We start from the raw sequence: 24,113 nt of genomic DNA, 5'->3' as shown, positions 1-24,113 counted from the left end.
ACTTGTGCCCTTATATGTGCGCTAATTCAGTCTTATAGGGTGTGTGCAAATCTTGATTTGCGCACGCGGCTCGGGCGCCAGCAAATGATCACGTTCGTTTTTTGGTGCGCAAATCCCACTGGGATTTTCACGCCCTACTTGCCCTATTTTTGACGGGTATTACCTTGTCGCCATCAACAAATAAGCTTTGCATACCAATACCCAAGAAAACAAAAAGCCACCGCATGCGGTGGCTTTTTGGTACTGACAAAAAATTTTCTTTTAAACGTCCAGATTACGCGCTACGAGGGCGTTTTGTTCGATGAATTGACGGCGGGGTTCGACTTGGTCGCCCATTAATGTGGTGAATACTTCATCCGCAGTAATCGCGTCTTCGATGTTCACGCGCAGCAAACGGCGAACGGTGACGTCCATCGTGGTTTCCCATAATTGTTCTGGATTCATTTCACCCAGACCTTTATAGCGCTGAATGCTCATATTGCGGCGCACTTCGGCGAGTAACCAATCGAGGGCTTCTTTAAAGCTTTTCACTGGCTGCTCGGCGGCACCACGGCGAATTACGGCATCGGCGTGGATGAGGCCCATTAAGGCATCGGCCATGCGGGTAATTTGCGCGTAATCGCCAGACAATAAGAAGTCGCTGTCGATGTATTGCATCGTTACCACGCCATGCAAGCGGCGCTCGATGCGAATCTGCCAACCGGCGTCGACCAGTTCAGCGGCAAAGTGAAATGCCGGATGATTCACTGCGGCGCTGAGGCGCGCAATGCTGTCGTTGGCGCTGGCTTCGTCATCCAACACCAGGGCTTTAATTTTGAGCAAGGCGTTCAAAATCATTGGATCGAGGAAACGGCTTTCACGCTCAATCACGGCTTCAGTCAAGAAGAACTGTTTTGCGAGGGTTTCCAGTGCTTCACCGCTAATCGTTGCTTGATCAACGCCAGTAGATAATTGCGCGCCATTCATTGCCGCGCGCAGCAAGTGCTGTTTGAGCTCTTGTTCGTCTTTGAGGTAAGTTTCGTTTTTACCTTGTTTGACTTTAAATAGCGGCGGTTGCGCAATGTAGATATAGCCACGCTCAACTAGTTCTGGCAGTTGACGATAGAAGAAGGTCAACAGCAAGGTACGGATATGCGAGCCATCCACGTCCGCGTCGGTCATGATAATGATGCGGTGGTAGCGCAGTTTTTCGATATTAAAGTCGTCTTTACCAATGCCACAACCGAGCGCCATGATTAGCGTGCCAATCTCTTGGCTGGCGAGCATACGATCAAAACGAGCGCGTTCAACGTTGAGGATTTTACCTTTGAGTGGCAAAATCGCTTGGAATTTACGATCTCGCCCTTGCTTGGCTGAGCCACCCGCGGAATCACCCTCGACGAGGTAGATTTCTGACATTGCTGGGTCTTTTTCTTGGCAATCGGCCAATTTACCCGGCAAGCCCAAGCCATCCAATACGCCTTTACGACGGGTGATTTCACGCGCTTTACGCGCGGCTTCACGCGCACGCGCTGCATCGACGATTTTGCCGCAAATGATTTTGGCGTCGACGGGGTTTTCCATCAAAAAGTCGGCCAAAGCACCGCTTAAGACTTCACTGACCACCGGGCCGATTTCGCTCGACACCAATTTATCTTTGGTTTGGCTAGAGAATTTTGGATCTGGCATTTTGACAGACAGTACGCAGGTCAAACCTTCGCGCATATCGTCACCGCCGGTTTCTACTTTGGCTTTTTTGGCAAAGTCATGGCTGTCGATATATTGATTGAGCGTACGCGTCATGACTTGGCGCAGTGCCGTCATATGGCTACCGCCATCGCGCTGCGGAATATTATTGGTAAAGCATTGCACTGATTCTTGGTAAGAATCATTCCATTGCATCGCCACTTCCACACTCATGCCGTCTTTTTCGCCGATGGCGTAAAAAATATGTGGGTGTAATACCGATTTGGTGCGGTTAACGTATTCAACAAAACCACTGACACCACCGGTGTAGTTAAAGATTTCTTCTTTGCCGCTACGACGATCCAATAGCTGAATGTTGACGCCATTGTTCAAGAATGACAGTTCGCGAATCCGCTTGGCTAGAATTTCAAAATGATATTCCACCACGCCAAAGGTTTCGACCGAGGCCATAAAATGCACTTCAGTACCACGGCGCTCGGTGTCGCCCACTTCTTTTAGTGGCGAAACGGCTTCACCATGGCGAAATTCCATGGTGTTTTTCTTACCATCACGACGAATCGTTAGGCGCAACCAGTCTGACAGCGCGTTAACAACCGATACCCCCACCCCATGCAAACCGCCGGAGACTTTATAGCTATTCTGGTCAAACTTACCGCCAGCGTGCAATTCAGTCATAACGATTTCAGCGGCAGAGCGCTTAAATTCGTCGTCTTCTTTAATTTGCGTTGGAATACCGCGACCATTGTCTTCAACACTCACCGAGCTATCGGCGTGAATGATGACGCGAATGGTGTCGCAATGCCCAGCCAATGCTTCGTCAATCGCATTGTCGAGCACCTCAAAGACCATATGATGCAGACCGGTGCCATCTTGGGTGTCACCGATATACATACCGGGACGTTTACGAACGGCTTCGAGACCTTTTAGGATACGAATACTATCTGCACCGTAGTCGGCTGACTGGGCGCTCTCTGGGGCTTGCGGGAGGTTTTTTTCTTCGTTCATGGCTTTTTTGAGTATGGGGATTAGGAAGTGGGGATTAGGGAGTGAGGCGCAGAAAACCGGGGCGAATGCCCCATTCCCTACTCCCTACTCACCGCAGCCTAGATACGCATTGGCATCACAATGTATTTAAAGTGTTCGTTATCTGGAATCGTCACCAGCACACTCGAATTGACGTCGCCAAAATAGCAATGCAAGTTTTCAACCGACAGATTGGTCAATACGTCGAGCAAGTACTGAATGTTAAATCCAATATCCAGCGTTTCGCCGCTATAACCCACTTCAACTTCTTCTTGAGCTTCTTCTTGCTCATTGTTATTGCACAAAATCTTTAAGGTACTATCGGTGAGCACTAAGCGCACGCCACGGAATTTTTCATTCGACAAAATCGCCGCACGTTGCATCGACGACAATAAAGCCTGACGATCAACCGTTAATAGCTTGTCGTTATTTTGTGGGATCACGCGGTTGTAATCTGGGAATTTCCCGTCAACCACTTTGCTGTGAATCACAATTTTGCCAAAGCTGAACTTCACTTGATTGCTGGCGATATCAATGGTGACTTCGTCATCCACATCTGACAGCAATTTAAATAATTCCAAAATCGTTTTGCGCGGCAAGATGACTTCGTTTTTTTCAAACGACGTGCTCAATTCTGTAGACACAAAACCTAAACGATGGCCATCCGTTGCCACCAGTTTGAGTAAATTACCATCCGTAACCATAAACAGGCCATTGAGGTAATAACGAATATCTTGGTGTGCCATCGCAAATTGCACACGGCCGAGCAAGGCTTTAAGCTGGCCTTGTGGCAAGCGAATGGTAGCGCGCAGATTGGTATCAACGGCTAATTCAGGAAAATCAGCCGCCGGCAAAGTTTGCAGCGCAAAGCGGCTTTTGCCCGCTTTAATGGTTAAGCGGCCTTCGGCCTCTTCGAGCGTAACCACCGTTTTATCGGGAATCGCTCGCAAAATGTCCGACATTTTTTTTGCCGCAACAGTAATCGCAAAATCGCTACCAGAAAAGCCTTCGGTTTGTTGGCTACTGATTTGGATTTCAAGATCGGTACCGGTAAAAGACAAGGCATCGCCGTCTTTTTTAATCAGTACATTCGACAAAATAGGCAAGGTGTGTCGACGTTCGACAATACCCGTTACAGTGGCCAGTGGTTTTAGGAGCGAATCGCGTTCAGCCTGCAGCAGTTGCATTTACTCTCACCCAAGTTGTGTATTAGTTTATCGGTAGCATCCGCGATTCTACCTCAAATCGAGGCCAAAATCAGGAATGCGAAAGCTTTGCAGCATTGGCGATGCGGCTTCAAGGTATAAATACACTCAAAGCAAAATAGCGTCGGTCATATAACAAGGGTATGCGCCTGTTAGCAATTTTGCTAAAGGCTCACATTCACATACCCCATCAAATAGATATATTTGTTATAAATATGCCGCCAGCATCAAGAACGCAACATTTGCAGCAGCACGCTGTATTGATGCGCCATCTCGCTGTCATTTTTGCGGAATTCTTCAATCGTGCGGCAAGCATGCAGCACCGTCGTATGGTCGCGACCACCAAATGCATCACCAATCGCTGGCAAACTCATTTGGGTTAATTCTTTAGTCAGCGTCATCGCCATTTGTCGTGGCCGCGCAATATCTCGCGTGCGCTTTTTGCTGTGCATATCGGCGACTTTGATTTTGTAAAAATCAGCGACCGTTTTTTGAATATTTTCCACCGAAACTTGGCGGTTACCCGAGGCTAAAATATCGCGTAGCGCTTCTTTGGCCGATTCAACGGTGATCGGTTGATTGGTAAAGCGCACATACGCCAGCACACGTTTGAGTGCGCCTTCGAGTTCTCGCACGTTAGAGCGAATGTTTTTTGCCATAAAAAAGGCGACATTGGCATCGAGCTTGAAATGCTCGGCTTCGGCTTTTTTCAGCAAAATCGCCACGCGCATTTCGGTTTCTGGCGGCTCGATCGGTACGATCAAACCCCAAGAAAAACGGCTGGTTAAACGCTCTTGCAAACCATCAATCTCACGCGGGATTTTGTCCGAGGTGAGGATAATTTGTTTGCCACTTTCAAGTAGCGCATTAAATAGATAGAAGAACTCTTCTTGCGTGCGGTCTTTACCAACAAAAAACTGAATATCATCGACCAGCAGCAAATCCAGCGAATGGTAATAGCGCTTAAATTCATCAAACGATTTATGTTGATACGCTTTCACCACGTCTTGCACGTATTTTTCGGCATGAATATAGCGAATCTTGGCCTGCGGATTATGCTGGTGAACAAAATTACCAATGGCTTGAATCAAATGCGTTTTACCCAAGCCCACGCCGCCGTATACAAATAGCGGGTTGTAGCTCACACCGGGGTTTTCGGCCACTTGCATAGCTGCAGCGCGCGCCACCTGATTGGCTTTACCCGTTACCAGCGTCTCAAAACTATGCGAGGGATTAAGCCGTGTGGTTTCATGGCTAGCGCCACCGGCGTCAAAGCGTTTGCCAGTTTTAACTGGCGCAGCCGCTGCCGCAGGTGCCGCCTCATCACTGGCGGCATTGGCGGAGCGCGCGGCAACGCGTGGCGCAGGCGCGCTCATCTGGCCGACTTTCAGCTCAATCGGCGGCGGAACGCCGGCACACAACTTCGCTGCGGCCATTTCGATCATGCCCAGATAGCGATCACGGATAAATTGCAGAAAAATCTGATTGGGCACTGCAATGACTAAAGTGTCGTCAATCATCTGCGCCGACAAGGGCTTAATCCAGATATTAAATTGACTGGCACCTAAATTTTGTTGCAATTCATTTAGGCAATGCGGCCAAAGTGTTTCTATTTGCATAGGAATAAATTACCACGGCTTAGGGTCAGCGGGCACCAGATCAAGGCCAAACTCGGCGATGTTATTTTATTTATTGGCATGGAATTTGAGGCACACCGCGCAAAGCCTTGAATATTAAGCCAAGTTTCGCACGGCCATTTTGGCCACTGAGAGTTACCGAGAAGTAGGGCATTGTACTCGCAAGTGCAATACTTATCCACAAGCACAGTAGGCAATCGATCCACGGTTAATTACGACTCTCACTTGACAAGCTACTAGCAGTACTGATTAAATCGCGTGTTTACTGCCCAATTAGCACTTAGGATTTAGTCATGAAACGTACTTTCCAACCTTCTGTAATCAAACGTAAACGTACTCACGGTTTCCGTGCTCGCATGGCAACTGTTGGTGGCGTTCGCGTTTTAAACGCTCGCCGTGCCAAAGGCCGCAAAGTTTTATCGGCTTAAGCTGTTGCGAACCAACGCCCCTGCTTGCGGAGTACTCGGCATGCAGAGCGAAAAACGCTACCGCTTTGCGCGTGATGCACGCTTACTAAAAACGGATGATTTTTCATCCGTTTTTAGTTTGCGTGCTTCAGTGAGCAATGATTACTTCCAAGTTTTAGGTAAACCCAATCTAAGCCAGCATGCTCGCTTAGGGTTGGTGGTCGGCAAAAAAACCGATAAACGTGCCGTAGGTCGTAATTATATTAAGCGCACTGTCCGCGAGCTGTTTCGTCAAAATACTGAATTGCTACTCGGTCTGGATGTGGTCGTTAGATCGCGAAAACCGTTTGCACGTCAGGACGGGGCCGCTGCGCGTGCCGCGTTATTGAGTTTATTTAAACGAATCAAGCAATGTCGCGCTTTATCATCACGCTGCTGAAACTTTATCAGTTGATGATCAGTCCACTGCTAGGTCCTCGTTGCCGCTTCACGCCGACTTGTTCACAATACGGTATTGAAGCGGTGAGCCGATACGGGCCAATAAAAGGCAGTTGGCTCACGACAAAACGTCTGTGTCGATGCCACCCCTGGGGCGGCTGTGGACATGATCCTGTTCCGTAAATAACCCACCGAGTTGGGAGCTCTTCCGTTCAAATGGATACTAAGAGACTAATCCTCTTTATTGCGCTGTCTTTCAGCATTCTGTTTTTCTGGCAAAAATACATGGAGCAGCGTTATCCGCAGCCCAAAGTAACGGCCAGTGCCACAGCCAGTGCCGCTTCGGCTAGCGCAACAACGACCAGCAACACCACCACCAACACTACGCCAGAAAGCAATGTCGCCAAAGGACAGCGGATTACCGTCGTTACCGACTTATTCCGCGCTGAAATCGACGCCAACGGTGGCGATTTACGCCATGTTGAGCTGCTTAAAGTCGGTGCCACTGATGATCCAAGCAAACCTTTTGTCTTATTACAAGATGAAGGCGAGCATGTTTACATCGCGCAAACCGGTTTACTTGGCGAAGGCATGCCAACGCATAAAAGCGTTTTCACCGCGGCACAAAGCAACTACACCTTGGCTGAAGGCCAAAATGAAGTTGTCGTTCGCTTAGAAGCGCCCGGCCCGAACGGCGTCAAAATTGCCAAAATCTACACTTTCAAACGCGACAAATACTTAGTCGATGTGAAGTACCAAATCGTCAATGCGGGCACTGCACCGCTAACGACCAGTGCTTACTATCGCTTGGTTCGTGACGGCAAAGTAGAAAACCCTGGCATGTTTGGTACGCACACCTTCACCGGTCCTGCGGTTTATACCGAAGAAGCTAAATTCCAAAAAGTGGATTTCGATAAGATCCGTAAAGGTGAAGCGAAATACATCCCTTGGGCTAAAGACGGCTGGATTGCGATGATTCAGCACTACTTTGTTTCGGCTTGGATTTTCACGCCAGAAACAGGTGGTGATGCTTGCACGCCAAATGCCTGCCAAATTGAAATGAAAGCCTTGCCGGATAATTTATTCTCTGTCGGTGCCATCGTTCAATTGCCAAGCATTGCGGCTGGCCAAACGTTTGAAAAATCGGTACCTATCTTTATTGGTCCACAAGAAAGCAAACGTTTAGACACCGTGGCACAAGGTTTTGATCTGGTTAAAGATTACGGGATGTTTACTATCTTCTCGAAACCTTTATTCGCAGTCTTGCAATTTATCCATGGTCTTGTTGGCAACTGGGGCTGGTCGATTATCATCGTGACCATCTTGCTTAAAGCCGCGTTCTATCCATTAGCGAGCGCCAGCTACCGCTCAATGGCGAAAATGCGCTTGTTAGCACCACGCATGGAAGAGCTGAAAAAACGTCACGGCGAAGACCGCGTGAAATTCCAGCAATCTGTAATGGAAATGTACAAAACGGAAAAAGTGAATCCGCTCGGGGGTTGTTTACCGATGCTGGTGCAAATTCCGGTGTTCATTGGCTTTTACTGGATGTTGTTGGCCGCAGTTGAATTGCGCCAAGCGCCGTGGGAATTCTGGATCCATGACTTATCGGTGAAAGATCCACTCTACATCTTGCCACTGATTATGGCGGTATCGATGTATGTGCAAACGACCTTGTCGCCACCACCGCCGGATCCGATGCAAGCGAAGATGATGAAGTTTATGCCATTGATTTTCTCGGTGTTCTTCTTCTTCTTCCCAGCCGGTTTGGTACTGTACTGGGTCGTGAACAATATCTTGTCGATCATTCAGCAATATGTGATTACCAAGCAAATTGAAAATGCCGCACAAAAAGCCAAAAATAGTTAGCAAGGCTTAAAATAAAAACGCCGCCTTCGGGCGGCGTTTTGCTATCTTTACTGAAAGCCAATTCAAAACGATGTATCGAGCGACAGCGCTTGTTTTACAATAATTAGCAGCCAATACCCTAAGAGAATTCACCATGCTTTATACCCCCGATACCATTGCCGCCATTGCTACCGCACCGGGTCGAGGTGGCGTTGGTGTGATTCGTATTTCTGGCAAAGACATCCAAAGCGTCATTAGCGGCCTGATTGCCCGTCCACTCAAACCGCGCTTTGCCCACTTTGCCCACTTCCAAGCTCTTGATGGCAGCACCATTGACGAAGGCATTGCCCTGTTCTTCCCTAATCCGGCCTCATTCACCGGTGAAGACGTATTAGAGCTACAAGGCCACGGCGGGCCAGTGGTGATGAATATGCTGCTCAAACGCTGTATTGAACTCGGTGCCCGCCACGCCGAGCCGGGTGAATTTACCAAGCGCGCCTTTTTAAATGGCAAACTCGATTTAGCCCAAGCCGAAGCCGTTGCCGACATTATCGACGCGCAATCAGAGGCCGCGGCCAAATCCGCCATCAAATCACTGGATGGCGCATTCTCACGGGAAGTGCATACGCTAGTCGACGCATTGATTAATCTACGCATGCTGGTTGAAGCCACGCTGGATTTTCCTGAAGAAGACATCGACTTTCTAGAAGCTGCCGATGCGCGCGGTAAATTACACACCATTAGCGCCCAACTCGCGCGCGTCATGGATACCGCCACGCAAGGCAAATTACTGCGTGAAGGCATGCACGTGGTGCTGATTGGCCAACCCAACGTCGGCAAATCTAGCCTAATGAACGCGCTGGCTGGCGAAGACGTAGCCATTGTCACCGACATTGCTGGCACCACCCGCGACACCGTCCGTGAGCTGATTCAGCTCGATGGTATTCCGCTACACATTATCGACACCGCGGGCCTGCGCGACACCAATGACACCGTGGAAAAAATCGGTATCGAGCGCACTTGGGCGGCCGTAGAAAAAGCCGATCTAGCACTCTTACTGCTCGATAGCCGCGAAGGCATTACCGAGCACGATCAACAAATTTTAGCCAAACTACCCGATTCATTAGCGGTATTGCGGGTGTTTAATAAAATCGATCTCACTGGCGATCAAGCCGGCGAAATCGCTGACGATGAAATCCACGTCTCTGCCAAACAGGGTATTGGGCTGCAAGAGTTAAAGCATAAGCTATTGAAGAAGATAGGTTGGCAAGGTATGAACGACGGAGTGTTTATCGCTCGCGAGCGTCACCTCGCCGCGATTCGCGTAGCCCGTGAGCACCTCAACACAGCGGACGCCTGCTATTTGCAAATCGAGATCTTGGCCGAAGAACTGCGCCTAGCTCAACAAAGCCTCAACGAAATCACCGGCGAATTCACCTCTGACGATCTACTCGGGGTGATCTTTAGCCGTTTTTGTATTGGTAAATAACCATGCCCCGCCACGCGCCATTGTATTGCTTAAGCCTGCTTTGCTACCTTAGCCCGAGCATGGCCAAAGAACTGATTTTGCGAGCCAATGTAGTTGGACAATGCCAAACTCAATGGCAAAGCGCCAGTGAGCAAATGCCGCCCAAGATCAAAGTCAGTTGCCGCTCAACGCAAGTTATGGCAACCCGAATCCATCAGGACAAAACTGCGTCATGGCCAAATACAACTTACGATTTTTAGCCGCACTCAGCATGGCGCTCGTGCTGAGTACGCCCAGCTTCGCTTCATCCGGCGGCAGTATGCGAATTCGTATTTTTGTTGAATCCGCATGTAAATTCACCAATGCCAACGCCATTAATATGGACTTTGGCGATTTAGCCCACGGCAATAAAAGCATCAATGCCAGTACACAAATTAATTGCGTGAGTGGCACCGCATTTAAATTGCAATTAAACAATGGTTTATACGCAGCAGGTACACAGCGACGAATGAAGCATGCTACCCAAGCCGCATGGCTGCCGTATGGACTCAGCGTCAGTCCGAGCGCGGGAACGGGAAATGGGCAAAATATCAACGTTACCTTGACTGCCACAGTACAAGAAAGCGACTATCAAAATCAAATCGTTGGTCGCTACAATGACGTCGTAATACTTACAATAACACCGTAAGATTAAAAAAAGATTGAAATTAAATGCATTAAACCATCTAAAATTAATTACAATTATCTTTCAATAAAAATTCATTTCAACTAATTAAATACACTTTCGTCACCATTTTAAAAATAAGTCTTTGTAACTACTGGTATTTTTACAAAGCCTTCAACATGACATTCCATTTAAAATACATAAATCAATGAGATTAACCTTAAAAACGATTTATTTATTTCATCAGGAATTACCATGAATAAAAAGCTAACTCAAAGCCTTGCTATTGCACTCGCACTATTAAGCAGCGCCAGTTTTGCCGAGAAAAAAAACGTTATTATCAATGCAAACGTCGTTGGCACTTGTGCTTTTGCTGACGCAAACCCAATTACAATTGATTTTGACAGTTTACAAGCTGGCACAGCGCCTACCGACAAAACTGGAATCGCTAAATTTTGGTGCAGTAACGGCACGAGCTATACGCTGACGGCCAATAATGGTAGCAATACCACGGACACTCAGAAATACTTAATCTCGGGCGTCAACAAAATCCCTTACTCTTTAGTTTTAGATAATAAAGCCACCGGAACAGGTGCAGGGGTAGGCACCCCCATTAACGTTGTTTTAACCGCAAGCATTACTGAAGCGGCGCTTGATGACGCCCCCGTTGCCAACAACTACACCGATACTGTGACCTTAACGCTTAATCCATAAATAGCGTGGTTGTCCTCTCTTGCACCTTGCGATCAAGAGAGGATGCTGATCAGAAAATGACCACCTATACTCTATAATTATAATTTTCTAATGAAGTAGAAATAATGCAATGGATTCTGACTCTAGTCATCGCCTTGACCAGCACATTACTTTCTGCCGGTGAGTTTTCGATTAGCCCGATTCGACTCGATTTCACCAGCCAAACCAAAAGCCAAGCGATTACCGTCAGCAATAATGGCAATACGCCATTACGCATTGCGCTGGTACTGAAACGCTGGACGCAAGATGCCGCGGCCAATGATGTTTATTTAGATGCCCAGCAAGATTTAATTTACTTCCCGCGCCAATTTGAATTGCAACCCCAGCAAAAACAAGTGGTGCGCATTGCGCGTAAATCCGCCAGCCAAGAACAAGAATCCGCCTACCGCTTGTATTTTAATGAGCAGCCAAATAGCGCTGCCGACTCAGCGCAAAGTGGCAATGTGGCGATGGTGGTGAGTTTTGGCGTGCCAATTTTTATTGAAGCTAACCCACAAAAAATCGGCCTCGAAGCTAGCCCGATGCACGTCGAGCAACAGACACTCAATTTCACCCTTAGTAACACCGGGAATGTAACGCAAAAAATGCGCCAAATCCAAATCGGCACGCAAGGCGCCACCATTCAACAATTTGATAATTGGTATCTATTGCCCGGCGCAACTCGGCAATACCATTTGCCTTTGCCGCCCAATGCCTGCAGCGATCAAGCGCAAGTTATTAAAATTGAAACCGATCATTCCAATATTGAACAATCACTCAACATCCCTCTGCGCGCGTGCAAGTCTTAAACACTTTATTTTTTATTGCGCTGATCAGCCCTGCCCTTGCTGCCGATCCATTGATTGTGGCGTTAACACTCAATGGCGTCGCACAAGGTGATGTACCTGCGCTGTATGATAATAATGAGTATTGGATTGCAGGCAGTGCATTGCAGGGCTTAGAGGACGATACCCAGCATGCTATTTGGTTTGAAGGTGAGAATTACTACGCAATTAATTCGCTAAAAGGCCTACACAGCCGATTTGATCCGGCGCAATTAAGCCTAGAGCTCACTGCCGATGCCCGCCATTTTGGCGAAAATGAAATCACACTCAGCCACGACCCTAGCCAGCTATATGCCGCCCCAACGGCTTTATCGTGGTATCTGAATTACCAACTTTCGCTGCGCAAACAAAGCCAAACGCAAGGGGTGGATTTTCAATTTAATCCAACCCTCAACATCAATCATGGCTATTTAAACTTTCGTAGCGAACAAAGCTATAACCACCAGCCAGATCAATCAGAATGGCGGCGTATCAATACTTTGCTCACTTACGACGTGCCGCAATCCATGTTGCGCTTTAGCGTCGGCGACATCATGCCGACAACTGGGCCATTAGGTCATAGCCAAGCCATGGCCGGGATTGGTGTTGCGCGGGTGTTTGCCATGCAGCCCAATTTTAATGCCAGCCCTAGCGCTCAATTACAGGCGCCAGTTACCCAACCATCAACCGCCGATATTTACCTCAACGGCCAACAAATTTCGAGCCAAAACTTACAACCCGGCGTCTACAACTTTAATGACCTTAGCTACTACACCGGTTTACAGGATGTAGAGATTGTCATTCGCGATAGCAGTGGCCATACGCAGCGCTATCGCACGCCGTATTATTTTGATGACTCTTTACTCAAAGCTGGGCTGAGCGAATTTAATTACAATGTCGGCGTGGCGCGACAAAATGGCAGCTTTAATGATTACCAAGGGCTCACGTATTCTGGCTACCAACGCTTTGGCCTTACTGATTGGCTCACGCTCGGCGCGCAGGCTAGCGGCCAAAGCGATCAGCGCCGCGTAGGGGTGCTGGCCAATATTGGTCTCGGTACCTATGGCACACTGGGTAGTGCCGCATCATGGGCCAAGCATGACGGGCAAAGCAGTGGCTCGGCTCAAGTTTTACAGTATCGCTTTGTTGATCAAGCACTCAGCATCACGGCCAATGCACGGCGACAAAGTCGTGATTTTCTCGCAAATAAAGAGATCTTTGCCGATCTGACCGCGCCCGACTGGTCGGCCGATTTCGGCGTCAGCTGGGGAGCACCGGCGCTAGGTAATTTGAGCTTGAATATTGGCCGACAAATGGGCGCCAACGAGCAACAAACATTCACGCGCTACCAAGTCGGCTACTCGATTTCGCCGATTCGCTCAGTCGCCATTAGTACGCAACTGCAATTGCAGCAATTTGCCCAACAGCGCCAATTCAGTGGCTTTATCAATCTGTCGTGGTATTTTGATCAAGGCCGTAGCCTCTATCTGAGCAGCCGCATGCAAGATGGCCAGTATTTCACAAGTGGCAACTTAAGCCAAAGCACACCGCAAGGCCAAGGCTGGGGCTATAACATCGGCGTCCAACAGCAAGAACAAGGCACAGACTACAGCGCTTGGCTGCAAAATAAGCAGTCTTTAGGTCAAATCGAGTTGTCCTTCCTACAAAACAATCAACTCAACCAAAGCATCAATAATGGCCAAATCACTTGGTCGAGTGCGCTGGCGTATAGTGGTGGGCATTACGCGATCACTCGCCCCATCAACCAAAGTTTTGCCGTAGCGCAATTGGCTGACATTCCCGATGTATCGGTATTACAAAATGGCAATGCCATTGCCACCACCAATAGCGAGGGCATCGCTTTCTTACCGGATTTGGCTAACAATAGCTGGCAGCAAATTAGCGTTGATCAATCCCAAATTCCATTGCATTACAGCCTACCGCAACTGAGAAAAGACGTTTTAACCGGTAATTATAATGCGCAAAAAATCGTCTTTGCGGCGCGAGAAATTGCGGCGGTGACTGGCCAGTTGCAACAACAAGATGGTCAAGCGCTTGCCAATCGGCGCGTTACCATTGGCAATGCCAATCACCAAATTAAGGTGCAAACGGCCTTAGATGGTTATTTTTATACTGAAGATTTGCCAGCCGGAAAATATACATTTCATACCGACAACTGTACTGGCACGCTCGAAGTTCCCAAGAGCCAAGCCATCGTGAATGAAATTTCACCGAGTATTTGCAAGGAATTGCCATGAAACACTGGATATCCGCCTTGTTGTTCACAGCCCTTAGCGCCGCCAGTTGGGGCAGCAGCTGTAGCATGTCACTGCCCACAGGCGACTTGGGCGGCTATGAACCGTCAGTTAACGAAGCAGGCGTATCGATTCAGCAGGCATTTTGGGTGACTTGCCCCAAAGGCGTTCCACTGCAGATTACCGCTGGGCCCTCGCAAACCTCGGGCAGTATTCAAAATCGGCAAATGCGCGGCAACCTCTCCGGCACCTTACTTAACTATCAACTCTGCCACGACTATCCGGGCGCAGGCACTTGTGCACGCATCTTTGGCGACGGCCAAGTTGGCACGCCACTGACCGCAACGGGCACGGGCGCTCAGCAAGGTGTTTATTTCTGGACACATGTTTTTGGCAAGCAAATGATCGACGGTGGCGAGTACATTGATTACGTCGCCATTAGCATCAATCCCTAGGGTCTATTGACGTTTGGTTTGCCACGGCAAACAAAGCAAATGGAGCAGATCCTCAGCAAAAAAAAACGCCAAATCGGGCGATTTGGCGCGCAAAAAAACATAGGATGGAAACAATGCAATTGCATTGCTTATTAGCATGCAATCCAGCGCAATATTAGTCAACACTAATACTAAAGGTGTCTTGCTTTTGCCTAAAAATCACCTAGCGAGATGAGATAACTATCAAAGCGCAACGTTTTTTCGGTAAAATCGCGTGCTTTGCTCAAAGGGTAAGCCGCCATGATACAAGTCGGTGTAGTAATGGGTAGCAATAGCGATTGGGATGTCATGCAGCACGCGGCCAAACAGCTGCAAGCGTTTGGCATCCAATTTGAATGCCGCGTAGTCTCTGCACATCGCACACCTGACCTGCTATTTTCTTATGCCGAAACTGCAGCGGAACGTGGCTTAAGCTGCATTATTGCCGGTGCCGGTGGCGCTGCGCATTTACCCGGGATGTTGGCGGCTAAAACGGCGGTGCCTGTGCTTGGCGTTCCAGTGCCTTCCAAATATCTACGTGGCGAAGATTCTTTACTCTCCATCGTGCAAATGCCTAAAGGCATTCCAGTAGCAACGTTTGCCATTGGTGAAGCTGGCGCGGCCAATGCCGCCTTATTTGCCATTGCGATGCTGGCCAATGGCAACGCTGAATTAAGCGCCAAGCTCAACGCTTTCCGCGAAGCACAAAAGCAAACCGTCCTTGATATGCAATTACCCGCCATCGAGTAAGCACGATGACTGAGCGCCAAAAGGTCAACGCGGCCTCTTGGCGCTAAAATCAACACCCGCCACATTCAAACGTACTCGCAATACGGCAGCTTGATGTAAAATACGCTGTTCACCGTACCACCCCCATTCAATCGAGCTACAATATAAATCAGCGCTTTCGCTCTGAGGTAGAATGAAATCCAGTGCAAACATAGGCCCAATGCGATCATTTTGGTATTGGGTGTTATTCAGAGGCTGCCTACTCTGGGGCGGCCCTTGCTGTTTAATTTTGGCTGCTCTGCGCTATGCGAGCGGCCAAACTAGTTTTATGGCGGGGGTATTGAATGACATGCCTTTCAGCTTAATAGGTGGCGTCATATACGGTATGGGTGCCTACGGTTATAAATCGCATCAAGCAGCAAAGCACCGAATGAATACAAGGAATAATAAAGATGGCCAGTAAAGTAATTCTTCCCCCAGCAATGCTCGGTATTTTAGGCGGCGGTCAACTCGGGCGGATGTTTGCCAGCGCAGCGAAAAATATGGGGTATGGCGTAACTGTGCTTGATCCCGATTCGCATGCGCCAGCGGCCGACTTTGCCGATGTTCATTTGTGCCAATCTTTTACTGATCCGGCCGCTTTGCAATATATGGCCAGCCATTGCGCTGCCATTACCACCGAATTTGAAAACGTCAACGCCGATTCAATGCGCTGGCTGGCAAGCCAAGGGATTCCGGTATCACCTAGCGGCGATTGCTTGGCGATTGCTCAAGATCGAATTGCCGAAAAAACCTTTATTCGTGATGCCGGCTTAGACGTTGCACCGTTTTTAGCAGTGAAAAACGCCGGCTGTTTAGACGGTGATTTAAGCGCTTACTTACCCGGTATTTTAAAAACCGCACGCTTAGGCTACGACGGCAAAGGGCAAATTCGCGTTAAAACAGCCGAAGACGTGCGCTTTGCGCATGCTGAAATGAAACACCAACCGTGCGTGCTGGAAAAAATGCTGTCGCTGCACAGCGAAATTTCAGCGATTGTGACGCGCACTCGGGCCGGTGAAATTGCTTGCTTTCCGGTGGCCGAAAACGAACACGTGAATGGCATTTTAGATGTTTCTATCGTTCCAGCTCGCGTCAGTCCGGCTTTAGCGGAACGCGCTCGAACAATGGCAATGCAACTCGCTGAAAAACTCGATTACATTGGCGTGATGGCGGTGGAATTTTTTGTGCTCGACAACGAGCAATTGGTCATTAATGAAATGGCCCCACGCCCACATAACTCAGGCCATTACACCCTTAACGCCACGCTGACTACGCAGTTTGAGCAGCAAGTTCGGGCGATGTGTGGTTTATATCCAGGCAAAACCGATCTCCTGAGCCCTGCGGTAATGGTCAATTTATTGGGTGATGCATGGCAAGACGATGGCAGCGAACCCAATTGGGAAATCCTGATGACGGCGCCCAATACCAAGCTGCATCTTTACGGTAAAAAACTCGCTCGACCAGGGCGTAAAATGGGTCACTTTAACGTACTGGCTGCTAGCGCAGATGCGGCACTCGAGCAAGCCAACGCGATTAAAGAAACGTTGTAATGAGGCTCTGATGACTTTGGGTTTGCCACCGCGCTTGCACCCCCAACGTCAACAGACCCTAGCGTGCGATTTAGCGGCCTATCAGCAGCAGCTCAATCGCGCAGCAGATCCAATTCGGGCAGCGGGTATGTCCGCCTATATGCGGCATCAATTTAGCTTCATCGGCATACCAACACCTGTTCGTCGCAAACTGATTCAAGCCATCGAAATCTCTGCCGCACAGCAATATAGCGAAAGCGACTTGCTCAAGCTCGCTCAAGCGCTGTGGCAACAAGCTGAACGTGAATACCACTATTGCGCCATCGAGTTACTGATCCGCGGCCAAGCCAAGCTCAGTCTTGCAGCAATACCGGTCATCGAGCAATTGATTTGCTCCCAAAGCTGGTGGGATAGCGTCGATACGCTCGCCAGTAAAGTCGTTGGCGAACTCGCTCGCCATCAGCCAGAGCTACTTGCTCAGCTCGATCAATGGCCTACCTCACCGAATTTATGGCTACGCCGCACGGCGATTCTGTATCAGCTTAATTGGAAAACCAATACCGATACCGATCGGCTCTTTCACGCCTGCCGGGTTAACGCCGCTGACGCTGATTTTTTTATTCGCAAAGCCATTGGTTGGGCGCTAAGGCAATACGCCCGCACGGATTTGCTGGCAGTGCAGCAATTTGTCGCACAAACCGCGTTGTCGCCGCTATCGCGCCGCGAAGCACTCAAGCAACACCTTCAGAGTATCTAAGTAGAAAATCTCGTTACACTAACAAGCATCAGTTAACATCAATCTATTCTTTCGTTGCCATGGTGTAAATGATGCCCGAACCCACTCAATACACATTTCGCCGCGCAGCACTGGACGATCTACTTTTTGTCGTTTCATGGGCTCGATCAGCCGAAGAATTACGCTACGTTTTTCCACGCGCGGCGTGGCCTGCCGAAACACTGCAATTGGTCGAGCACTTAGCGAGTCACGAAGAAAGCTTTGTCGTTTGCGATCAAAACCGTGTGGTGGGCTTTGCCAATCTGTATAATCCGCGCGCACAAAAAACGTGGATTGGGCATTTCATCGTTCATCCCGATCACCGCCGCAGTGGTGTGGCGCATTTTTTGATCTGCGCCTTACAAACGATTGCCAAAGAGCGCTACCAATCGCACACCTTGGCCACGATTTGCTTTGAAAGCAATCCAATTGGGCTGGCATTTTATCAGCGCCTAGGCTTTACCATCGCCGGTTGGGAAACGCGTTTAGATCATCGCGCAGAAGGCGCGAAAGTTTTCCGTCTAGAAAAAATCCTCGACGAAATCGAAGCCAGCTCAGAAAGAACACTGCGCAGTCATGCAGAGCAGCACTAATTCAGGCAAAATAGCGGCCTCAATTTCTGAATCTTGGTCAGCCAACGACCAAGGCATCCGCTGCTTCTGGAGATCTGTATGTCCGGCCTTACTACGACCAACCTCACTAGCCTGAAAAAAATCTATTCTGGCAAAGTGCGTGACCTGTACGAAATCGACGACCAACGTATGTTAATGATCGCCACCGATCGTCTCTCGGCATTCGACGTTATTTTGGCCGAACCGATTCCAGAAAAAGGCAAAATTCTGACTGCGATTTCTAATTTTTGGTTTGAAAAACTCAAAGACGTGGTGCCTAGCCATTTCACTGGTGATCAGCCCGAAGACGTGGTTTCTGCCGAAGATCTACCGCAAGTCGTCGGCCGCGCCGTGGTGTGTAAACGCCTCAAACCCGTCCCAGTTGAAGCCATTGTACGTGGGTATATCGCTGGCAGCGGCTGGAAAGAATACCAACAGAGCAATACTATCTGTGGCATCCCTTTACCTGCCGGTTTACGTGAAGCCGATAAATTGCCAGAACCCATCTTCACCCCATCGACTAAGGCCGAATTGGGTGATCACGACGAAAACATCAGCTATGCCCGTTGCGAAGAAATCTTGGGCGCGGAACTCGCCGCTAAGGTGAGCGCCACCGCGATTTTGCTGTACAAAACCGCCAGCGAATACGCTGCTACGCGTGGCATTATCATTGGGGACACCAAATTTGAATTTGGCCTCGATGAAAACGGCACCTTATGCCTAATGGACGAGGCATTGACCCCTGACTCAAGCCGATTCTGGCCTGCAGACCAATACCAACCGGGCAGCAACCCGCCGAGCTACGATAAGCAATTCGTTCGCGACTGGCTAGAAACCACCGGTTGGGACAAAACCCCACCAGCACCAGCACTACCGCAAGCAGTAGCAGAAAAAACTGCCGCCAAATACCGCGAAGCGCTGGAAAAACTGACTAAATAAACTAACGCCCTTCGGGGCGTTTTTTGCAGGCTAAAGCCAACGCCTACTTACAGCCAGCATACTGTCACAGGCTGGACTAAAGTAATGACGCACAACCACCGCCAATCAATTTGAGGACCAGCACGATGATCATTCAAAGCACCAGCCACGACCTAGCAACGCCAACAGGGGTAATGCGCACTTACCTACACCAGCCCAGCGATGGCCGGCAATACCCTACGATTTTGTTTTATTCCGAGATTTTCCAGCAAACCGGCCCGATTGAACGCGCAGCGCGTTTGATTGCCGGCTATGGCTACAACGTATTGGTGCCCGAAGTGTTTCACGAGCTCAATCCCATTGGCACCGTATTGGCGTATGACGATGCCGGTCGCGATAAAGGCAATGCCGACAAAATGGCCAAGTCGATCGAAGGCTATGATTCGGACAATGCGGCACTGATTGCTTGGGCGAAAACCCTGCCGTGGAATAACGGTTTATTTGGCGCGATGGGGTTTTGTATTGGCGGCCATTTAGCATTTCGCGCCGCGCTACAGCCGGAAATCAAAGCCACCGCGTGTTTTTACGCTACTGATTTGCATACGCATGTGATTCCGAATCAAGCTGGCCAACACAGCATGGACAGGCTAGCAGAAATCAGCGGTGAATTATTAATGATTTGGGGCAAGCAAGACCCGCATATTCCAGCTCCAGGTCGCGCCCGCGTTTACCAAGGGTTGGTGGCGGCAGACAAAACCTTTACTTGGCATGAATTTAACGGCCCACACGCCTTTATGCGCGACGAAGGCGAGCGTTATGACCCACAACTAGCCGGCTTAGGTAATCAACTGGCACTCGACTTATTTAGCCGCCGCTTGCGCGCCTAAACTGCAGCGTGGCGAAGTGCTCCTCGCCACGTGCCATTCACGCACTACGGGCTGCATCGGTTCGCCGTGCGGCCATATTTTTACCTAATTGCGCCAAGCAATTGGCGTCGAGTAATTGCGCTGCCGCAGGATAAATATCAATTTCTTCTTTGGCGGCATGCGCCGGGTAAAGCTTGGCGAACGACTGCGCCAGCGCCAAATTCAAGCGGCTGGCATCCCCGGCAATCACCGCCAATAAAGCTTGGCGAACTTGATGCCAAAGCTGAGCGAGTTCTGCATGTTCAGCCATGACTTGCTCAATGTCTGCGCGCAATATGGGTGACGCATGCTCTAACAATGCCGGAAATAAATCCTCATCTTCATCTTGATGATGCAGCGGCGCAGCGATATCAAAGTAACGCAAAATCGACTGCGCGCCAGCCACAGCGGCCGCATCGGCGCCTTGCTGCTGCAGATGCAGCGCCAAGGTTTCGGTCAGCGCAGCATATTGGCGAACGCGATCATGGCAAGCAATCAGCATGGCGATCGGGGTTTCAAATGTCACTGTTTCAGTGGCGAATGGATTAAGCATCTTTAAATCCCAAGTGACGAAACGGTCTTAAACTTACGCCTGTTGTGAGGCTTTGCCAAGACAACAAATCCACATTCTCGCCACATAAAAAACCCCGCAGCACGCTACGGGGTTGATTGGCGATTCAATGGCGCTTACGCCGATTTAAAAATCTCGTTGTAGCGCGCTGAAACTGCAGCTTCAATTTGCACATTGCTTGGCGCTGTTGGGCTCATCAGCAAATTGCACAATACTTTTTCAGCTTCACGCAATAAATAGCGTTTTTGTTGGCGTTTAGTCAGACGTTTGATTTTTGCATTCATCATGCCTTCTCCTTGATTAAAGTGAGGCCAGTATAACGGCTTCGGGCGGGTCGTGCTTGTGGCATCCTGCCAATCAGTTACAGCGCGTGCGCCTGAAAAATATATTGCGCCACCGATTTGGCCTCTAAATCAGCCACCTGCATCAATTTGATATGCCGACGAAATTTACCACCACCTTCGAGCACGCCTGCGACGTCTTGCAAATCACAACCACGGCCAAACTCGAGCGAAACGTGATTTTTATACGCAAACACCCCGCAAAAATCGCTGGCGTCGCCAAACATCAAACCGCCATACATCACACGCTCGCTGGCCGTTGGCACTTGCGAATAAATCAGCGCTCTGGTGGCCTCAACAATCGCCAGTATGTCGCCATCGGCCAAAGCCAGATCATGCAATAACTGCGTTACTCTAGGGTCATTCATGACGAACTCCGCAAACAGCTTATTTCAACTGGTGTGCCACCGCTAACAAGGCCGTTAATACGCTCGCGCCAAACTGCTTAGATCGCTCACCATTCCAGCCAACTTCGGGCAGAGGATGGCTGGCGGTATCTTTAAACGGCATTTCCACCGTATACGCCAAGCAATCAAAGCTGTGACCCACCCAATTGGTACCCAACGTTAAGGTTTCTGGACCAAAATGGCTATCGGTATAGCCAAATTCAGTTTGAAAATCTGGGCTCGCCGCCAACCATGCGGCTTTGAACGTGGCTTGCAAATCGCGTTGTTTGCTAGAAAACGACGGGTTGTCTTCGCAACCGGCAACAAAGTTATGTGGAATCGCTTCATCACCATGAATATCTAAAAACGCATCGACGCCGATTTCTTGCATTTTCTCCCGCACCCAAAAGACTTCAGGGCTACGCGCCAAGCTCGGTGTACCCCATTCGCGATTCAAATTCGCCCCCATGGCATTGGTGCGTAAATTGCCGCGCACACTGCCATCGGGATTCATATTCGGGACGATATAAAACACACAATGCTCGAGCAAGCGGCGAGCGACGGCATTTTCTGGATCGAGCAAGGTTTCTAGCAAGCCCTCAACAAACCATTCAGCCATCGATTCGCCCGGATGCTGACGCGCAGTAATCCAGATGTTTTTCTTATGCCCGAGGGGTATGCCAACGCGCAGCATGTCTAAATCATGGTCGTCAGGCGTTACCCCAAGGGGTATTAGATCAACCCACGGCGCATAGCTTAAAGCACTGCCGATCAAGGCTTGATGGCGCTCCCAAGAATACGGCTCAAAATAAGCAAACCACACCGCATCAGTCATCGGCGTATGTTGAATGCTTAAAGTTTGCCCATCGTATTCGGTATCAACGCGAAACCAATTCTCGCGATCGTAACTGGCCACCGCCTGATAATCAGGCCAACCATCGGGATACGCGCTTTGCCCAGCGTTTTCAATACGCAAAGTACAATCCTGATCCCGCGCGCCGGTTAAGCGAAAGTGAAACCACTGCGAAAAGTCAGAGGCATTATCGGGGCGCAATTGCAGGCGAATATTCGCGGCATCGCTGGCGTCGATCACATCGATAGAACCTGAGTCAAACTGGCTGGAGATCCGAAGCATAGGGCCCTCTTATCCTCAAACGAGGAAAAAAATTACACCGCAGGCACAGCAAGGCGCAGAGCAATACCAAGCATAAAATTGCTTTTACTCTGAGTCTTAGTACCTCTGTGGTAAATGAGTTTTGATCAAAATTAATCCAACGGCGACCAATCGGTCACCGCGACAAAAGCCTCAGCATCTGGGCCTTTTTCAAACACGCTGCCAATCGGCGAATCGAGCAAGGCAATCACGCTGCTGTCGTAATTGGCGACGACGTTGACATCCAATTCGCTGTGATTTTTTGGATTGTTCAGAAACTTGTCATCTTCGCAGCCAGAGAAAAAACGCCAGCCGCTATCGCCAGCTTTGCTGGGCTTTTCTCGATACATCAACCCAACCGGATAGCCTTCAATCGTCACTTCATCACTGACCACACACAGGCCATGACCAGTAGCGACTTTCTTCATACGGCTTTCATCTAGTAAATAGTCTTTACTCATGTATCTCTCTCTATGCATTTATTGGAATGGCTTAGTATCAAATACCCAGTACAGCTTGCCGTGACTGCAGCGTCATCTGTAAAGCTGCGCGGGTTTTCGCGTGCGGTAAAATAGGGCTTTCTTGCTGCCCAGATCGCAGCAGCTCGCAAAAATGTGCGGTTTCGTAATTCAGGCCTGAGCCAATCGGCGCGCGTGCCAATTCTTCACGTTCGCCAGTCGCCGTGACCAAGGTTGCTCGTGCGGGATTCCACCATTTGTCGTGAAGCAATACATAGCCCTGCGTACCTGCAATCAGCGCTTCGCCACTGCCTGCCACATCCAGCCCGCAATACAGCTGGCTAATCCCATGCTGATGCTGGCTCTGCCAACTGGCAAAAGTATCCACGCCAGTGGCGCCAATTCGCCCTAAGCTTTGCACTTCGCTCGTCGCGCCCAGCCAATCTACCGCCAAAAACGCAGCATAAATGCCAATATCGAGCAAACCACCGCCCGCTTGCGCTGGATCGAGCACTGCGTGGCCAGCAGGCAGTGTCGGATTCGAAAAACCCGCCCGAATAAACTTGACCTCACCGATGGCGCCAGCAGCGATGCGTTCGCGAATCTCTCGGTATAAAGGAAAAAACGCCGGCTTCATCGCCTCCATATAAAGGCGCTGCGCCGCTTGCGCAGTGGCGATAACCTCATCCAACTCGGCCAAAGTAACCGCAGCGGGCTTTTCACACAACACCGCTTTGCCTGCTTTGAGCGCCGCGATACTCAGCGCGGCATGACTAGGATGTGGCGTGGCGATATACACCGCGTCGATGTCACTCGCGAGTAGTTCATCCAGCGTGGCATAAATTTGGGGTATTTGATTGGCGGCAGCAAACAGATTGGCTTTGCTGGTGGTACGGTTAAATACCGCCACCGCTTCAGCCTGCGGGACATGGGCTAAACCAGAGACAAAACGTTGCGCGATACTGCCGGTACCAATGATGCCAAAGCGTATCGCTTTCATGTTTTGCCTTTGAGGTATAGCCCTAAGAAGAAATA

Annotated in this window: 25 protein-coding genes; 16 read left to right on the top strand and 9 right to left on the bottom strand. The window is 49.5% G+C overall.

Going from position 1 to position 24,113, the window contains the following annotated elements; all coding sequences use genetic code 11:
- Positions 1–261: 261 nt before the first annotated feature.
- The 3 genes from gyrB to dnaA form a co-directional block, all read right to left on the bottom strand.
- Positions 262–2,691 carry a DNA topoisomerase (ATP-hydrolyzing) subunit B gene (gene gyrB, locus HQN60_RS07330; RefSeq protein ID WP_173533030.1) on the bottom strand — a complete coding sequence of 810 codons (2,430 nt, stop codon included), beginning with the start codon at positions 2,689–2,691 and terminating at the stop codon, positions 262–264.
- 98 nt (positions 2,692–2,789) lie between these two features.
- Entirely contained in the window at positions 2,790–3,896 is a 1,107-nt protein-coding gene (gene dnaN, locus HQN60_RS07325; RefSeq protein WP_173533029.1) for a DNA polymerase III subunit beta, read from the bottom strand.
- A gap of 245 nt (positions 3,897–4,141) precedes the next feature.
- Positions 4,142–5,533, bottom strand: coding sequence for a chromosomal replication initiator protein DnaA (gene dnaA / locus HQN60_RS07320; protein WP_173533028.1), 1,392 nt, complete (start codon positions 5,531–5,533; stop codon positions 4,142–4,144).
- Positions 5,534–5,844: 311 nt separating this feature from the next.
- Between dnaA and rpmH the strand changes: the two genes are divergently transcribed.
- The 16 genes from rpmH to HQN60_RS07240 all read left to right on the top strand — a co-directional run bounded on the left by rpmH (position 5,845) and on the right by HQN60_RS07240 (position 20,151).
- The gene (gene rpmH, locus HQN60_RS07315; protein ID WP_173533027.1) at positions 5,845–5,979 is read left to right on the top strand and encodes a 50S ribosomal protein L34; all 135 of its coding nucleotides are present in this window, start codon (positions 5,845–5,847) and stop codon (positions 5,977–5,979) included.
- A 40-nt stretch (positions 5,980–6,019) separates the two neighbouring features.
- A complete protein-coding gene (gene rnpA / locus HQN60_RS07310) occupies positions 6,020–6,397 on the top strand; it encodes a ribonuclease P protein component (protein WP_173533026.1) in 378 nt (125 codons plus the stop codon).
- Positions 6,370–6,579 (top strand): membrane protein insertion efficiency factor YidD, encoded by a 210-nt coding sequence (gene yidD / locus HQN60_RS07305; RefSeq protein WP_173533025.1) that lies wholly within the window; start codon positions 6,370–6,372, stop codon positions 6,577–6,579. The genes rnpA and yidD overlap by 28 nt, the downstream gene beginning before the upstream one ends.
- 33 nt (positions 6,580–6,612) lie before the next feature.
- Positions 6,613–8,265 (top strand): membrane protein insertase YidC, encoded by a 1,653-nt coding sequence (yidC, locus tag HQN60_RS07300; protein ID WP_173533024.1) that lies wholly within the window; start codon positions 6,613–6,615, stop codon positions 8,263–8,265.
- Between the two features lie 133 nt (positions 8,266–8,398).
- The gene (gene mnmE / locus HQN60_RS07295; RefSeq protein ID WP_173533023.1) at positions 8,399–9,733 is read left to right on the top strand and encodes a tRNA uridine-5-carboxymethylaminomethyl(34) synthesis GTPase MnmE; all 1,335 of its coding nucleotides are present in this window, start codon (positions 8,399–8,401) and stop codon (positions 9,731–9,733) included.
- A gap of 211 nt (positions 9,734–9,944) precedes the next feature.
- Complete coding sequence (locus HQN60_RS07290) at positions 9,945–10,400, top strand: Csu type fimbrial protein (RefSeq protein ID WP_173533022.1); 456 nt, start codon at positions 9,945–9,947, stop codon at positions 10,398–10,400.
- Between the two features lie 231 nt (positions 10,401–10,631).
- Positions 10,632–11,090 (top strand): spore coat protein U domain-containing protein, encoded by a 459-nt coding sequence (locus tag HQN60_RS07285; RefSeq protein WP_173533021.1) that lies wholly within the window; start codon positions 10,632–10,634, stop codon positions 11,088–11,090.
- Between the two features lie 104 nt (positions 11,091–11,194).
- A complete protein-coding gene (locus HQN60_RS07280) occupies positions 11,195–11,917 on the top strand; it encodes a fimbrial biogenesis chaperone (RefSeq protein ID WP_173533020.1) in 723 nt (240 codons plus the stop codon).
- Positions 11,905–14,190, top strand: coding sequence for a fimbria/pilus outer membrane usher protein (locus HQN60_RS07275; RefSeq protein ID WP_173533019.1), 2,286 nt, complete (start codon positions 11,905–11,907; stop codon positions 14,188–14,190). The genes HQN60_RS07280 and HQN60_RS07275 overlap by 13 nt, the downstream gene beginning before the upstream one ends.
- Entirely contained in the window at positions 14,187–14,642 is a 456-nt protein-coding gene (locus HQN60_RS07270) for a spore coat protein U domain-containing protein (protein WP_173533018.1), read from the top strand. The genes HQN60_RS07275 and HQN60_RS07270 overlap by 4 nt, the downstream gene beginning before the upstream one ends.
- Positions 14,643–14,921: 279 nt before the next feature.
- Positions 14,922–15,410, top strand: a complete 489-nt coding sequence (gene purE / locus HQN60_RS07265; RefSeq protein ID WP_173533017.1) for a 5-(carboxyamino)imidazole ribonucleotide mutase — start codon at positions 14,922–14,924, stop codon at positions 15,408–15,410.
- A gap of 431 nt (positions 15,411–15,841) precedes the next feature.
- A complete protein-coding gene (locus HQN60_RS07260; protein WP_173533016.1) occupies positions 15,842–16,981 on the top strand; it encodes a 5-(carboxyamino)imidazole ribonucleotide synthase in 1,140 nt (379 codons plus the stop codon).
- Between the two features lie 10 nt (positions 16,982–16,991).
- Complete coding sequence (locus HQN60_RS07255; RefSeq protein WP_173533015.1) at positions 16,992–17,717, top strand: DNA alkylation repair protein; 726 nt, start codon at positions 16,992–16,994, stop codon at positions 17,715–17,717.
- Between the two features lie 68 nt (positions 17,718–17,785).
- The gene (locus HQN60_RS07250; protein ID WP_173533014.1) at positions 17,786–18,328 is read left to right on the top strand and encodes a GNAT family N-acetyltransferase; all 543 of its coding nucleotides are present in this window, start codon (positions 17,786–17,788) and stop codon (positions 18,326–18,328) included.
- Between the two features lie 78 nt (positions 18,329–18,406).
- The gene (locus HQN60_RS07245; protein WP_173533013.1) at positions 18,407–19,285 is read left to right on the top strand and encodes a phosphoribosylaminoimidazolesuccinocarboxamide synthase; all 879 of its coding nucleotides are present in this window, start codon (positions 18,407–18,409) and stop codon (positions 19,283–19,285) included.
- A 125-nt stretch (positions 19,286–19,410) separates the two neighbouring features.
- Complete coding sequence (locus HQN60_RS07240; RefSeq protein ID WP_173533012.1) at positions 19,411–20,151, top strand: dienelactone hydrolase family protein; 741 nt, start codon at positions 19,411–19,413, stop codon at positions 20,149–20,151.
- 37 nt (positions 20,152–20,188) lie between these two features.
- Here the strand turns inward: HQN60_RS07240 and HQN60_RS07235 are convergent, their stop codons facing one another.
- From HQN60_RS07235 to HQN60_RS07210, 6 genes are all read right to left on the bottom strand, one after another.
- Positions 20,189–20,722, bottom strand: a complete 534-nt coding sequence (locus HQN60_RS07235; protein WP_173533011.1) for a hemerythrin domain-containing protein — start codon at positions 20,720–20,722, stop codon at positions 20,189–20,191.
- Positions 20,723–20,856: 134 nt separating this feature from the next.
- The gene (locus tag HQN60_RS07230) at positions 20,857–21,027 is read right to left on the bottom strand and encodes a hypothetical protein (RefSeq protein WP_173533010.1); all 171 of its coding nucleotides are present in this window, start codon (positions 21,025–21,027) and stop codon (positions 20,857–20,859) included.
- Positions 21,028–21,101: 74 nt separating this feature from the next.
- Entirely contained in the window at positions 21,102–21,449 is a 348-nt protein-coding gene (locus tag HQN60_RS07225) for a DUF1801 domain-containing protein (RefSeq protein WP_173533009.1), read from the bottom strand.
- Between the two features lie 19 nt (positions 21,450–21,468).
- Positions 21,469–22,602 (bottom strand): M14 family metallopeptidase, encoded by a 1,134-nt coding sequence (locus HQN60_RS07220; RefSeq protein WP_173533008.1) that lies wholly within the window; start codon positions 22,600–22,602, stop codon positions 21,469–21,471.
- A gap of 131 nt (positions 22,603–22,733) precedes the next feature.
- Positions 22,734–23,081 carry a DUF2185 domain-containing protein gene (locus HQN60_RS07215; protein ID WP_173533007.1) on the bottom strand — a complete coding sequence of 116 codons (348 nt, stop codon included), beginning with the start codon at positions 23,079–23,081 and terminating at the stop codon, positions 22,734–22,736.
- Positions 23,082–23,118: 37 nt separating this feature from the next.
- Complete coding sequence (locus HQN60_RS07210; RefSeq protein WP_173533006.1) at positions 23,119–24,078, bottom strand: Gfo/Idh/MocA family protein; 960 nt, start codon at positions 24,076–24,078, stop codon at positions 23,119–23,121.
- Between the last annotated feature and the right edge of the window lie 35 nt (positions 24,079–24,113).

It is taken from the genome of Deefgea piscis, from assembly GCF_013284055.1.
In the GTDB taxonomy this organism is placed as follows: domain Bacteria; phylum Pseudomonadota; class Gammaproteobacteria; order Burkholderiales; family Chitinibacteraceae; genus Deefgea; species Deefgea piscis.
The sequence above is the reverse complement of the archived record's forward strand: the minus strand, read 5'-3'. Positions and strand labels throughout refer to the sequence as shown.

Bases quoted from the DNA above. Each gene is read 5' to 3' on its own strand.
- HQN60_RS07255 (WP_173533015.1), top strand. From the start codon at position 16,992: ATGACTTTGGGTTTGCCACCGCGCTTGCACCCCCAACGTCAACAGACC.
- rnpA (WP_173533026.1), top strand. From the start codon at position 6,020: ATGCAGAGCGAAAAACGCTACCGCTTTGCGCGTGATGCACGCTTACTA.
- purE (WP_173533017.1), top strand. From the start codon at position 14,922: ATGATACAAGTCGGTGTAGTAATGGGTAGCAATAGCGATTGGGATGTC.
- HQN60_RS07260 (WP_173533016.1), top strand. From the start codon at position 15,842: ATGGCCAGTAAAGTAATTCTTCCCCCAGCAATGCTCGGTATTTTAGGC.
- HQN60_RS07215 (WP_173533007.1), bottom strand. From the start codon at position 23,081: ATGAGTAAAGACTATTTACTAGATGAAAGCCGTATGAAGAAAGTCGCT.
- HQN60_RS07280 (WP_173533020.1), top strand. From the start codon at position 11,195: ATGCAATGGATTCTGACTCTAGTCATCGCCTTGACCAGCACATTACTT.
- HQN60_RS07220 (WP_173533008.1), bottom strand. From the start codon at position 22,602: ATGCTTCGGATCTCCAGCCAGTTTGACTCAGGTTCTATCGATGTGATC.
- HQN60_RS07230 (WP_173533010.1), bottom strand. From the start codon at position 21,027: ATGATGAATGCAAAAATCAAACGTCTGACTAAACGCCAACAAAAACGC.
- yidD (WP_173533025.1), top strand. From the start codon at position 6,370: ATGTCGCGCTTTATCATCACGCTGCTGAAACTTTATCAGTTGATGATC.
- mnmE (WP_173533023.1), top strand. From the start codon at position 8,399: ATGCTTTATACCCCCGATACCATTGCCGCCATTGCTACCGCACCGGGT.
- HQN60_RS07240 (WP_173533012.1), top strand. From the start codon at position 19,411: ATGATCATTCAAAGCACCAGCCACGACCTAGCAACGCCAACAGGGGTA.
- HQN60_RS07245 (WP_173533013.1), top strand. From the start codon at position 18,407: ATGTCCGGCCTTACTACGACCAACCTCACTAGCCTGAAAAAAATCTAT.
- HQN60_RS07235 (WP_173533011.1), bottom strand. From the start codon at position 20,722: ATGCTTAATCCATTCGCCACTGAAACAGTGACATTTGAAACCCCGATC.
- yidC (WP_173533024.1), top strand. From the start codon at position 6,613: ATGGATACTAAGAGACTAATCCTCTTTATTGCGCTGTCTTTCAGCATT.
- gyrB (WP_173533030.1), bottom strand. From the start codon at position 2,691: ATGAACGAAGAAAAAAACCTCCCGCAAGCCCCAGAGAGCGCCCAGTCA.
- rpmH (WP_173533027.1), top strand. From the start codon at position 5,845: ATGAAACGTACTTTCCAACCTTCTGTAATCAAACGTAAACGTACTCAC.
- HQN60_RS07210 (WP_173533006.1), bottom strand. From the start codon at position 24,078: ATGAAAGCGATACGCTTTGGCATCATTGGTACCGGCAGTATCGCGCAA.
- HQN60_RS07225 (WP_173533009.1), bottom strand. From the start codon at position 21,449: ATGAATGACCCTAGAGTAACGCAGTTATTGCATGATCTGGCTTTGGCC.
- HQN60_RS07290 (WP_173533022.1), top strand. From the start codon at position 9,945: ATGGCCAAATACAACTTACGATTTTTAGCCGCACTCAGCATGGCGCTC.
- HQN60_RS07285 (WP_173533021.1), top strand. From the start codon at position 10,632: ATGAATAAAAAGCTAACTCAAAGCCTTGCTATTGCACTCGCACTATTA.
- dnaA (WP_173533028.1), bottom strand. From the start codon at position 5,533: ATGCAAATAGAAACACTTTGGCCGCATTGCCTAAATGAATTGCAACAA.
- HQN60_RS07250 (WP_173533014.1), top strand. From the start codon at position 17,786: ATGATGCCCGAACCCACTCAATACACATTTCGCCGCGCAGCACTGGAC.
- dnaN (WP_173533029.1), bottom strand. From the start codon at position 3,896: ATGCAACTGCTGCAGGCTGAACGCGATTCGCTCCTAAAACCACTGGCC.
- HQN60_RS07270 (WP_173533018.1), top strand. From the start codon at position 14,187: ATGAAACACTGGATATCCGCCTTGTTGTTCACAGCCCTTAGCGCCGCC.